This window comes from Sphingobium cloacae, assembly GCF_002355855.1.
In the GTDB taxonomy this organism is placed as follows: Bacteria; Pseudomonadota; Alphaproteobacteria; order Sphingomonadales; family Sphingomonadaceae; genus Sphingobium; species Sphingobium cloacae.
In genome coordinates this window covers 2,136,162-2,147,901 of sequence record NZ_AP017655.1, presented here as the reverse complement: position 1 = coordinate 2,147,901, position 11,740 = coordinate 2,136,162, and the positions used below count along the sequence as shown (strand labels likewise).

12 protein-coding genes are annotated in these 11,740 nt (G+C 64.8%); 10 read left to right on the top strand and 2 right to left on the bottom strand.

All coding sequences use genetic code 11. From position 1 onward, the window contains the following. Positions 1–29 precede the first annotated feature (29 nt). From SCLO_RS10740 to SCLO_RS10725, 4 genes are all read left to right on the top strand, one after another. On the top strand, positions 30–338 hold the full coding sequence (locus tag SCLO_RS10740; RefSeq protein WP_066520508.1) for an MTH938/NDUFAF3 family protein: 309 nt from the start codon (positions 30–32) through the stop codon (positions 336–338). Between the two features lie 92 nt (positions 339–430). After that, positions 431–1,546 carry a Ppx/GppA phosphatase family protein gene (locus tag SCLO_RS10735; RefSeq protein ID WP_066520470.1) on the top strand — a complete coding sequence of 372 codons (1,116 nt, stop codon included), beginning with the start codon at positions 431–433 and terminating at the stop codon, positions 1,544–1,546. Beyond that, positions 1,543–2,217, top strand: a complete 675-nt coding sequence (locus tag SCLO_RS10730; protein ID WP_066520467.1) for an RlmE family RNA methyltransferase — start codon at positions 1,543–1,545, stop codon at positions 2,215–2,217. Before SCLO_RS10735 ends, SCLO_RS10730 begins: the two co-directional genes overlap by 4 nt. A gap of 30 nt (positions 2,218–2,247) precedes the next feature. Further along, the gene (locus SCLO_RS10725) at positions 2,248–3,756 is read left to right on the top strand and encodes a YifB family Mg chelatase-like AAA ATPase (RefSeq protein WP_066520465.1); all 1,509 of its coding nucleotides are present in this window, start codon (positions 2,248–2,250) and stop codon (positions 3,754–3,756) included. 3 nt (positions 3,757–3,759) lie between these two features. Here SCLO_RS10725 and SCLO_RS10720 read toward each other — a convergent pair whose 3' ends face one another. Then, positions 3,760–4,188: a bactofilin family protein gene (locus SCLO_RS10720; RefSeq protein WP_066520458.1), complete on the bottom strand. Its 429-nt coding sequence runs from the start codon at positions 4,186–4,188 to the stop codon at positions 3,760–3,762. Further along, positions 4,127–5,320: a M23 family metallopeptidase gene (locus tag SCLO_RS10715; protein WP_066520506.1), complete on the bottom strand. Its 1,194-nt coding sequence runs from the start codon at positions 5,318–5,320 to the stop codon at positions 4,127–4,129. Before SCLO_RS10715 ends, SCLO_RS10720 begins: the two co-directional genes overlap by 62 nt. Positions 5,321–5,775: 455 nt before the next feature. On the opposite strand from SCLO_RS10715, the gene rpsL reads away from it, so the two are divergent. From rpsL to rplC, 6 genes are all read left to right on the top strand, one after another. Continuing rightward, on the top strand, positions 5,776–6,147 hold the full coding sequence (rpsL, locus tag SCLO_RS10710) for a 30S ribosomal protein S12 (RefSeq protein WP_026002556.1): 372 nt from the start codon (positions 5,776–5,778) through the stop codon (positions 6,145–6,147). Positions 6,148–6,165: 18 nt separating this feature from the next. Continuing rightward, positions 6,166–6,636 (top strand): 30S ribosomal protein S7, encoded by a 471-nt coding sequence (gene rpsG, locus SCLO_RS10705; RefSeq protein WP_021244941.1) that lies wholly within the window; start codon positions 6,166–6,168, stop codon positions 6,634–6,636. Positions 6,637–6,800: 164 nt separating this feature from the next. Continuing rightward, the gene (fusA, locus tag SCLO_RS10700) at positions 6,801–8,873 is read left to right on the top strand and encodes an elongation factor G (RefSeq protein ID WP_066520456.1); all 2,073 of its coding nucleotides are present in this window, start codon (positions 6,801–6,803) and stop codon (positions 8,871–8,873) included. A 136-nt stretch (positions 8,874–9,009) separates the two neighbouring features. Next, positions 9,010–10,200 carry an elongation factor Tu gene (gene tuf / locus SCLO_RS10695; protein ID WP_066520453.1) on the top strand — a complete coding sequence of 397 codons (1,191 nt, stop codon included), beginning with the start codon at positions 9,010–9,012 and terminating at the stop codon, positions 10,198–10,200. Positions 10,201–10,399: 199 nt separating this feature from the next. Then, on the top strand, positions 10,400–10,708 hold the full coding sequence (rpsJ, locus tag SCLO_RS10690) for a 30S ribosomal protein S10 (protein ID WP_004208724.1): 309 nt from the start codon (positions 10,400–10,402) through the stop codon (positions 10,706–10,708). A gap of 276 nt (positions 10,709–10,984) precedes the next feature. Beyond that, positions 10,985–11,740: a 50S ribosomal protein L3 gene (gene rplC / locus SCLO_RS10685; RefSeq protein ID WP_083949171.1), complete on the top strand. Its 756-nt coding sequence runs from the start codon at positions 10,985–10,987 to the stop codon at positions 11,738–11,740.

The following is an 11,740-nucleotide window of genomic DNA, read 5'->3' as shown; positions in this document are numbered from 1 at the left end:
TGACGGGCTTTTCCGGCCGTGGTTTTCGCGTGAAGGATGATGTTTTCCCCGGCGGTCTGCTCCTCAGTCCGGCGCGGGCGCTCGCATGGAAAGACGCGCCGGACATGGAGGCGCTGACGGTCGCGGCTCTGGGCGATCTGTTCGACCTCGATCCCCTTCCGGAATTTCTCCTGCTCGGGACCGGATCTGGCCTGCGTCAGCCGTCCCGCAGCTTCGTCCGCGATCTGGAGGCGCGCGGCATCGGCGTCGAAGCGATGGACAGCCGCGCCGCCGCCCGCGCCTGGGGCGTGCTGCGAGCGGAGGAGCGCTGGATCGCCGCGGCGCTCCTGCCCCTTTGACCACGCGTCTTGCGCTTTGGTCCGCATCTGCCTAGTTTCATGATCAAGTACCGGAGCCTCCCGGCCCGGCGTTGATGAAGTGAGATACGGCCATGGTGCAGCACAGCCGCCCATCGCCGCAGAGTTCCGGCCCGGCCGGCCGTTTTTCGGGCAAGCGCGCCCGCAGCGGTCCGGACAATGGGAGCAAGGCTGCGGTCATTCCTCCCCCGACCAAGCGGGGTTCCTCCGCTTATCCATCCCCTCACCGCCATGCCTATGCCGCCATCGACCTCGGCACCAACAATTGCCGCCTGCTGATCGCCAAGCCCTCGTCGGACGGCTTTATCGTCGTGGATGCTTTTTCGCGGATCGTGCGGCTGGGCGAGGGGCTGGCCGCCACTGGCCGGATCAGCGACGCGGCGATCGACCGCGCCATCGTCGCCCTGTCGGTCTGCGCGGAAAAGCTCCGTCGTCGTCATGTCACGCTGGCCCGCTCCGTTGCGACGGAGGCTTGCCGCCGCGCCGCCAACGGACAGGAGTTCATCCATCGGGTCTATCGCGAGACCGGCATCGCGCTCGACATCATCAGCGCGCAGGAGGAGGCGCGACTGGCGGTGCTGGGCTGCCACGCGCTGCTGGAGCCGGGCGATGGCCCCGCGCTTATCTTCGACATCGGCGGCGGCTCGACCGAACTGGTGCTGGTGGACGCGCATGCGAAGGGCGCGCCGCAGATCGTGGATTGGGTCAGCGCGCCCTGGGGTGTGGTGTCCCTGACCGAGAGCGAGGCTTTCGACCATGCCGATTCTGCCGAACGCCTGGCCGCTTATCGACGGATGCGGGAGCGGGTGGCGGACGCTTTCTCCCCCATTGCGGGCCGCCTGCCGCGCGGACAGGCCGGCATCCGCCTTTTGGGCACGTCGGGAACGGTGACGACGCTGGCCAGCCTCCACCTCAACCTCCAGCGCTATGACCGGCATGTGATCGACGGGCTGATCGTTCCTTCCCAGTCCATGCGCGCCATTTCCTCCCGTCTCTCCGCGATGAGCCTTGTCGAGAGGCAGGAACTGCCCTGCATCGGCACCGAGCGCGCCGATCTGGTGGTGGCGGGATGCGCGATCCTGGAAGCGATCCTCGACATCTGGCCCGCCGAGCGGCTGGGCGTCGCGGACCGGGGCATCCGCGAAGGCATTTTGCGCAGCCTGATGGAACGGAAGGGAGGTACGATGTGAGGGGCGCGGGCGCTGGAAGAATCCGGGTGAAGTCGGCGAAGGGGCGCACGGCCCAGTCGACGCGCTGGCTGGAGCGGCATCTCAATGATCCTTATGTCCGCCGCGCCAAGGCGGAAGGATGGCGCAGCCGCGCCGCCTTCAAGCTGATCGAGCTGGATGAGAAGTTCCATTTCGTGAAGGGCTCGCGCGCGGTCGTGGATCTGGGCGTCGCGCCCGGCGGCTGGGCGCAGGTGGTGCGCAAGCTCAGTCCCAAGGCGAAGGTCGTGGGCATCGACCTGCTGCCGACCGACCCCATTCCGGGCGTCACCCTGTTCGAAATAGACTTCATGGACGACAAGGCGCCGGACCTGCTGCGCGAGGCATTGGGCGAAGCGCCTGATCTGGTGATTTCCGACATGGCGGCGAACACGGTCGGCCATGCCCAGACCGACCATCTGCGGACCATGGGGCTGGTCGAGGCGGCGGCATGGTTCGCGGTCGAAAATCTCCGCAAGGGCGGCGCCTTCGTGGCGAAGGTGTTCGCGGGCGGCACGGATGCCGACCTGCTGGCCGTGCTCAAGAAGCATTTCACCACCGTCAAGCACGCCAAGCCCCCGGCCAGCCGCAAGGGCAGCGTCGAATGGTATGTCGTTGCGCAGGGGTTCAAGGGCCAGCCCGAGGATCAGGGCTGAAACATCATCCAAGGAAGGGCAGGGGGGCTCTTGGTTTCCACGGTATCGACAGTGGCCTATCTCGGGCTGGAGGCGCGCGGCGTCGAGGTGCAGTGTCAGCTTGTCGCGGGCCTGCCGAATTTCATCCTCGTCGGCCTGCCAGACAAGGCGGTGGCAGAAAGCCGTGAGCGCGTCCGCAACGCCATTGCCGCCATCGGCCTCTCGCTTCCGCCCAAGCGGATCACCGTCAATCTTTCCCCCGCCGCCCTCCCCAAGGAAGGATCGCATTTCGACCTCCCCATCGCGCTGGCCCTGCTGGGTGCGATGGGCGTGATCGATGCTGAGACACTGGCGGGCTATGTCGTGGTCGGCGAACTGGGGCTCGACGGCCGGATCGCGCCGACGCCGGGCGTATTGCTCGCCGCGCTCCATGCCGGGGAGCGGGAGATGGGCCTTGTCTGTCCGGTCGCGCAGGGATCGGAAGCGGCTTGGGCGGGGCAGGTCGAAGTCGTCGCCGCGCCGGACCTCCTCAGCCTTCTCAACCATTTCAAGGGGACAGCCGCGTTATCGCCGCCCCAGCCGGGCGCGGTGGAACCGCCGGCCCGCGTCGCCGATCTCAAGCAGGTGAAGGGACAGGAAACCGCCAAGCGCGCTTTGGAGATCGCGGCGGCGGGCGGCCATAATCTGCTCATGATCGGCCCGCCCGGCGCCGGAAAGTCGCTGATGGCGAGTTGCCTGCCCGGCATCCTTCCCGAACTGACGCCCGGCGAGGCGCTCGAAACCTCCATGGTGGCGAGCGTCGCCGGTACGCTGGAAGGCGGCAGGATCAGCCGCGCCCGTCCCTTTCGCTCTCCCCATCACAGCGCGTCCATGGCGGCGCTGGTCGGCGGTGGCCTGCGCGCCCGGCCGGGCGAAGTCAGCATGGCGCATCTGGGTATCCTGTTCCTCGATGAACTGCCCGAATTTCAGCGCGCGGTGCTGGATTCGCTGCGCCAGCCCCTTGAAACCGGAGAGGTCACGGTGGCGCGCGCCAATGCCCACGTCACTTTCCCGGCGCGGGTCCAGCTTGTCGCGGCGATGAATCCGTGCCGCTGCGGGCATCTGGGCGATCCGGCGCTGGCCTGCTCGCGCGCGCCGCGCTGCGCGGCGGACTATCAGGCGAAGGTGTCGGGACCGCTGCTCGACCGCATCGACCTGCATGTCGAGGTGCAGGCGGTGACGGCGGCCGACCTCGTCCTGCCTCCTCCCGGCGAAGGGTCGGCCGAAGTCGCGGCCCGCGTCGCCGCCGCGCGCCTGATCCAGACCGGACGCTATGCCGGAACGGCCACGCGCACCAATGCCGAAGTGGATGGAGAAAGGCTGGAGGAGGTGGCCGGGCCGGATCAGCCGGGACGGGAATTGCTGGCGCAGGCCGCGGCCGCCATGAAGCTGTCTGCGCGCGGCTACACCCGCGTCCTGCGCGTGGCCCGCACCATCGCCGACCTTGCCGGAGCGGATCGGGTGGGCCGGACGCATGTGGCCGAGGCGCTCAGCTATCGCCGCCGCCCGCCGGTGAACTGAAGGTCAGGCCGCGCTGTCGCTGGCAATCAGCTTCAGGTCGGCGGCCGGGCTTTCCTCGCCGTCCCGGTGCGTCAGCCGCCCGTCGATCCGGCTCCCCGCTTCGATGGAAATCCGCTTGTAGGTGACGTCGCCGGTGATCCGGGCGCTGTTCTCCACGGTCAGTTCCTCCGCCGTGATCGAGCCGTCCACCAGTCCGGCAAGGCGCGCGCTGCTGGCGGTGACATGGCCGATGATGCGGCTGTCGGGTCCCTGCACCAGCGCGGCGCAACGGATGTCGCCCCGGACCGTGCCGTCGATATGCAGGTCGACCGATGCACTGAGGTCGCCGGTGATGCTGACATCGCCGCCGATCAGCGAGAAGGGCGTGTTCCTAGCCCCGGTCGCCGATACCGGCGAAGCGGGCCTTTGCGGTTTGCTGGACTTGGAGAACATCTTGCCGGGCCTCCAGGAAGCGGCGGGGGTTGATGGGCTGGCCGTCGAGCCGCACCTCGAAATGCAGATGGGTGCCGGTCGAACGGCCCGTCGATCCCATGCGCCCGATGGTGTCGCCGCGCGCGACGGCCTGCCCCACGCGACTCGAAAAGCCTGACAAATGGGCATAGCGGGTCATCAGGCCATTGCCATGCTCGACCTCGATCACATTGCCATAGCCCTGCCGCTGGCCGACATAGACCACCTTGCCCTTGGCCGCCGCCAATACAGGCTGGCCGTGGCGGCCGGGGAAATCGATGCCCGCATGGAAAGCGGCATGCCCGTTGAACGGGTCGCGGCGATAGCCGTAGGAGCTTGTTTCCATCGGCGCCGCCGTCGGCTTGCCCGAAGGGATCGCTATCAGGCTGCTTTCGAGAAACTCCATGCGGGACAGCGCGCTGGCCAGCCGCGCCAGTTCCTGCGGCATATCGTCCCGTTCCCCCGGCCATGGCACGAAGGGACCGCCCTGCGCCCGCGCGGCGCTGCGGCTCAGCGAATCGGGATTGAGGCCGAAGCTACGGATGGCCGCCGCTGCCTTGTCCGCGCGCCGTTCCACCGCCGTGGCGAGCAGCAGGGCGAAGCGCCGTTGCCGCGCATCGATCTTCATCAGGGGCGCGGTTTCCGGGGCCATGCCGATCTTTGCGCCACTGCGGCCCTGCGATGCGCCCTTGCCGGTCTCCGCATCCGGGGAGCCGACCACCCGATCTGAAAGTGCCTTGTCCTCCGCTCCGAAATGCGTCCGGTAGAGGTCGTCCATGAAATCCTGGCGCTCTTCCAGATCCCGCGTCAGTTCTTCCACGGATTTGCGATAATGTTCGACCTTGCCGGCCTCGCTCGCGACAGCCTTGCCTCGCTCCGCCAGCAGGGCGCGATCATGGGCGACCGTGCTGTTGTCGGCCACCATGGCGATGGTCAGCGCGCCCCATCCCACGAACAGGGCGGACAATATTCCGGCAGCGCCAAGCTGGGCGCGCCGGGAAATGCGGATGAACTTCACCCGGCCGCCCGAGCGCAGGAAAATTTCCCGCTCCGGGCAGAAGGCGGCCAGCCTTTCCCGGAAGGAGAGTTTCCCCTTCTTGCTTCGTTGCGACAAATGCGACCCCATCCGACTCTCATTTTGGTATCGGGGCCGCTAGCAAAAAGAATCCCCCATGCACGAATCCATCATTACGGACTCGTGACGAGTCGAGGTCTGAACGCGGTGAAACGAAGGCAGGCCGTTTCGGTTCCTTCGCCAAGGAGAAATTCCTCACGGTTTCCAGCGAGGGTCCACGGATCGATTCGCATGGCTGGCGGACAGGCGGCTCGTGCTTGACCGGCAGGGACGCCGCCGCTATAGGCCCGCCAGCCCAGCGGGATGCAGTGACAGGGACTCGTCTTTTCATCGCCGTTCGCAGGGTGACACAGAGCTGAACATTGCCGGGTGCTCTTGCGGCTCCAGGGGGGGCATTTGCCCACCGGGGCCTTTGCCGTTTGGAGAAATGCTCTCCTTTCGGCGGGAACACGGGAGTGCGCGCGGTAAAGTAACTGAAAAAGGTGAAGGGCTTCATGCCAACGATCAACCAGCTGGTCCGCAAGGGCCGCGAACCGCAGAAGGCCAAATCGAAGGTCCCTGCAATGGATGCGAACCCGCAGAAGCGCGGCGTCTGCACCCGCGTCTACACGACGACCCCGAAGAAGCCGAACTCGGCTCTTCGCAAGGTGGCGAAGGTGCGTCTGGTCAACCAGCGCGAAGTCATCACCTATATCCCGGGTGAAGGCCACAACCTTCAGGAGCACTCGGTGGTGCTGATCCGCGGCGGCCGCGTACGCGACCTTCCCGGTGTGCGCTATCACGTGCTGCGCGGCGTTCTGGATACCCAGGGCGTCAAGGACCGCAAGCAGAGCCGTTCGAAGTACGGCGCGAAGCGTCCGAAGTAAGAAGGGGAGACCAGAAACATGTCACGTCGTCGTCGCCCCGAAAAGCGCGTCATCCTGCCCGATCCGAAGTTCGGTGATGTCGTCCTTTCCAAGTTCATGAACAGCATCATGCAGGACGGCAAGAAGGCCGTCGCCGAGTCCATCGTCTATGGCGCGCTCGACACTGTCGAAGCGAAGGCCAAGAAGGACCCGATTCAGATGTTCCATGACGCCCTCAACAATGTGAAGCCGGGCATCGAGGTTCGCAGCCGCCGCGTCGGCGGTGCGACCTATCAGGTTCCCGTCGAAGTGCGTCCCGAGCGCGCGCAGGCGCTGGCCATCCGCTGGCTGATCACCGCTTCGCGCAACCGCAGCGAAACCACCATGGCGGCCCGTCTGTCGGGTGAGTTGCTGGACGCCGCCAACAACCGCGGCAATGCGGTCAAGAAGCGCGAAGACACGCACCGCATGGCGGAAGCGAACCGCGCCTTCTCGCACTATCGCTGGTAAGCAAGGCGAAAAGGGCGGGTGTCGGCGGATGCCCGTTCTTCGTTATCCGCTCAAAAATTCGGTCCGTTCGCCGGGGTCTCTACCCATGGCGGACGGATTGGTTTAGGGGCCACGCGCAAGACTCGTCATTCCAACCGCCGGCGCACCGGCAACGGAGAAGCATCATGGCCCGCAGCCATCCGCTCGAACGCTATCGCAATTTCGGTATCATGGCGCATATCGACGCCGGCAAGACCACCACGACCGAACGCATCCTTTACTATACCGGCAAGTCCTACAAGATCGGCGAAGTCCATGAGGGCGCCGCCACCATGGACTGGATGGAGCAGGAGCAGGAGCGTGGTATCACCATCACCTCTGCGGCGACTACTTGCTTCTGGAAGGATCACCGCCTCAACATCATCGACACGCCCGGCCACGTCGACTTCACCATCGAGGTCGAGCGTTCGCTGCGCGTGCTCGATGGCGCGGTCGCCGCGTTCGATGGCGTCGCGGGCGTGGAGCCGCAGTCGGAAACCGTGTGGCGTCAGGCGGACAAGTATAAAGTTCCGCGGATGTGCTATATCAACAAGCTCGACCGCACCGGCGCGAATTTCTACTATTGCGTGCAGACGATCATCGACCGCCTGGGCGCGACCCCGGCCGTCCTCTATCTCCCCATCGGTGCGGAATCGGATTTCGTCGGCCTCGTCGACCTCGTTGAGAACCGTGCGATCATCTGGAAGGATGAGAGCCTGGGCGCCGAGTTCGAATATCAGGACGTTCCAGCCGACCTCGCCGACAAGACCGCCGAATATCGCGAGAAGCTGATCGAACTGGCCGTCGAGCAGGACGACGAGGCGATGGAAGCCTATCTCGAAGGCAATGAGCCGGACGTCGCGACCCTCAAGAAGCTGATCCGCAAGGGTACGCTCGGTCACGCCTTCGTGCCTGTGCTGTGCGGCTCCTCGTTCAAGAACAAGGGCGTGCAGGCGCTGCTCGACGCGGTGGTCGACTATCTGCCCAGCCCGCTGGACATCGAGGACGTGCAGGGCGTCAAGCTGGACGGCGAAACGCCCGACAGCCGCCCGACCAGCGACGATGCGCCCTTCGCGGGCCTCGCCTTCAAGATCATGAACGACCCGTTCGTCGGTTCGCTCACCTTCCTGCGCGTCTATTCGGGCACTTTGACCAAGGGCAGCTATCTGAACTCGGTCAAGGACAAGAAGGAAAAGATCGGCCGCATGCTCCTCATGCACGCCAATTCGCGTGAGGACATCGACACCGCTTATGCGGGCGACATCGTCGCTCTGGCGGGTCTCAAGGAAACCACCACCGGCGATACGCTATGTTCTGAGCGCCAGCCGATCATCCTGGAGCGGATGGAGTTCCCTGAGCCGGTCATCGAGCTGTCGGTCGAGCCCAAGACCAAGGCCGACCAGGAAAAGATGGGTATCGCGCTCAATCGCCTGGCTGCCGAAGACCCGTCCTTCCGCGTCTCGACCGATCACGAATCGGGCCAGACCATCATCAAGGGCATGGGCGAGCTTCACCTCGAAATCCTGGTCGACCGCATGAAGCGCGAGTTCAAGGTCGAGGCGAATGTGGGCGCGCCGCAGGTCGCCTATCGCGAATATCTCGCGAAGAAGGTCGACATCGACTACACTCACAAGAAGCAGTCGGGCGGTTCCGGCCAGTTCGGCCGCGTCAAGGTCACCGTCATCCCCGGCGAGCGCGGTTCGGGCTACCAGTTCTTCGACGAGATCAAGGGCGGCAACATCCCCCGCGAATATATCCCGTCGGTGGAAAAGGGCTTCCGTGAGACGGCCGAGACGGGCCATCTCATCGGCTTCCCGATCATCGACTTCGAAGTCCATCTGACGGACGGCGCGTACCATGACGTCGACTCGTCGGCCCTGGCCTTCGAAATCTGTGCCCGTGGCGCGATGCGCGAGGCGGCGGCCAAGTCGGGCATCAAGCTGCTCGAACCGATCATGAAGGTCGAGGTCGTGACCCCGGAGGAATATCTGGGCGACGTCATCGGCGACATGAACAGCCGTCGCGGCCAGATCCAGGGCACCGACAGCCGCGGTAACGCCCAGGTCGTCGAGGCGATGGTTCCGCTGGCCAACATGTTCGGTTATGTGAACCAGCTGCGTTCGTTCACCCAGGGGCGCGCGAACTATTCGATGATCTTCTCGCACTATGACGAAGTGCCGCAGAATGTGGCGGACGAAGTCAAGGCGAAGATGGCCTGACGATTTCCCGGACCGGTCCGCGTGAGCGGGTCGGTTTTGGGGCTGGTAATCTGTGAATTTGCTGCTATGGACGCGCCTTCGCGAGGCGCGGCCGAGCGGTCAGACCAAAGCTGATTTGATTAGAAGGTAGGATAAAATGGCTAAGGCTAAGTTTGAGCGGAACAAGCCGCACTGCAACATCGGCACCATCGGTCACGTCGACCATGGCAAGACCTCGCTGACCGCGGCGATCACCAAGGTGCTCGCCGAAACCGGCGGCGCGACCTTCGTCGACTACGCCAATATCGACAAGGCCCCCGAAGAGCGCGAGCGCGGCATCACCATTTCGACCGCTCACGTCGAATATGAAACCGAAGCGCGCCACTATGCGCACGTCGACTGCCCCGGCCACGCCGACTATGTGAAGAACATGATCACCGGCGCGGCGCAGATGGACGGCGCGATCCTCGTCGTTTCGGCCACCGACGGCCCGATGCCCCAGACCCGCGAGCACATCCTGCTTGCCCGTCAGGTCGGCGTTCCCCAGCTCGTCGTGTTCATGAACAAGGTTGACCTCGTCGACGATCCGGAAATCCTGGAACTGGTCGAGCTGGAAATCCGCGAGCTGCTGTCGTCCTACGACTTCGACGGCGACAATATTCCGATCATCGCCGGTTCGGCTGTGAAGGCTCTGGACGGTTCCAACGACGAGATCGGCAAGAACGCCGTTCTGAAGCTGATGGAAGCTGTTGACAGCTTCATTCCGCAGCCGGAGCGTCCGATCGACAAGCCCTTCCTGATGCCGATCGAAGATGTGTTCTCGATCTCGGGCCGCGGCACCGTCGTCACGGGCCGCGTCGAAACCGGCATCGTCAAGGTGGGCGAGGAAGTCGAGATCGTCGGCATCAAGGATACCCGCAAGACCACCGTCACCGGCGTCGAAATGTTCCGCAAGCTGCTCGATGAAGGTCGCGCAGGCGACAACATCGGCGCGCTGATCCGTGGCGTGGGCCGTGAAGAAGTCGAGCGCGGTCAGGTTCTGGCCAAGCCCGGCAGCATCACCCCGCACACCGAGTTCGACGCGGAAGTCTATGTCCTGTCGAAGGAAGAAGGCGGTCGTCACACCCCGTTCTTCGCGAACTATCGTCCGCAGTTCTACTTCCGCACCACCGACGTGACCGGCGAAGTGATCCTGCCCGAAGGCACCGAGATGGTCATGCCTGGCGATAACGTGAAGCTCGGCGTCAAGCTGATCGCCCCGATCGCGATGGACGCGGGTCTCCGCTTCGCGATCCGCGAAGGCGGTCGCACCGTCGGTGCAGGGGTTGTCGGCACGATCTCGAAGTAATATAGGACCGCAGCGGCGCGAATCGTCTGATTCGCGCCGCTCGGATTTCTGCCGCCTCGGATCGCCTTTCTCCGGCTCGAAGGAGCTAGAAGGGCAATAGCGGGGCGGTATATTTTTGGATTGCCGCATTTTCTGAATCGTCAGGCTTCGCCCGACTGGAAAATGCTTTGGTTTGGCTCTTTCGCATCGGTACAGGAATATGGACAGCAACATCCGCATCCGCCTCAAGGCGTTCGATCATCGCGTGCTCGATCAGGCGACCGGCGACATCGCCGAAACCGCCCGTCGCACCGGCGCCCTCATTCGCGGTCCGATTCCCCTTCCGACGCGTATCGAAAAGTTCACGGTCAACCGTGGCCCGCACATCGACAAGAAGTCGCGTGAGCAGTTCGAGGTCCGCACCTACAAGCGTATGCTTGACATTGTGCAGCCGACGCCGCAGACGGTCGACGCGCTGATGAAGCTGGATCTGGCTGCCGGCGTGAACGTAGAGATCAAGCTGGCCTGAAAGCTGGCAAGTCCCCGCCTTTCGTGAGAAGGGCAGGGTATCGGGCATTCCGCCGAGGCGGAGGCTCAAACGACACAAGGGATACCGCACGGCCCTTCCGGTGAACCGGAAAAGGCTCGTGGTCCTGGTCCCCCGTCGCCTTCCCCGGGCAGGGGTCGGCATCCAACCCGGACGGGGTGATCTATTATTGGGGTTGGGCCGCGAAGGAGAGATCCGGAGCGGTTTTTTCGTTGGATACGCCCGCTGCTAAGGCGGGCCTCTATGGGAGTAACGGTGGTGCGCACAGGCGTGATCGCTAAGAAAGTCGGGATGACCCGTCTGTTCCAGGAGGACGGACGTCACGTTCCGGTTACGGTTCTGGCCCTTGAGGGCAATCAGGTCGTGGCCCGCAAGGAAGTCGATCGTGACGGTTATGTCGCGGTTCAGCTCGGCGCGGGCGTCGCGAAGGTCAAGAATGTCGCCAAGCCGCAGCGCGGCCACTTCGCCAAGGCGGAAGTGGAGCCCAAGCAGCGTCTGGTCGAATTCCGTGTCGCCGAGGATGCGCTCCTCGATGTCGGCGCCGAGATCGCGGCCGATCATTTCATCGCCGGTCAGCTCGTCGACGTGGCCGGCCACACCCAGGGCAAGGGTTTCGCCGGTGCGATGAAGCGCTGGGGCTTCGGCGGCATGCGCGCAACCCACGGCGTGTCCATCAGCCACCGTGCCCATGGTTCGACGGGTAACCGCCAGGATCCGGGCCGCGTCTTCAAGAACAAGAAGATGGCAGGTCACATGGGCGACCGCGAGCGGACCCAGCAGAACCTGGAAATCGTCCGCACGGACGTTGAGCGCGGCCTGCTGTTCGTCAAGGGCAGCGTGCCGGGCGCCAAGGGCACCTGGCTGACCGTCAGCGATGCCGTCAAGGTCGCTCGCCCGGCGGATGCTCCCTATCCGGCCAGCCTCAAGCAGGCTGCCAACAGCAACTCCGCTCCGGCCGAGACGCCTGCTGAAGAAGCGGCTGCTCCCGAAGCGACCGAAGGCCAGGAGGGCTAA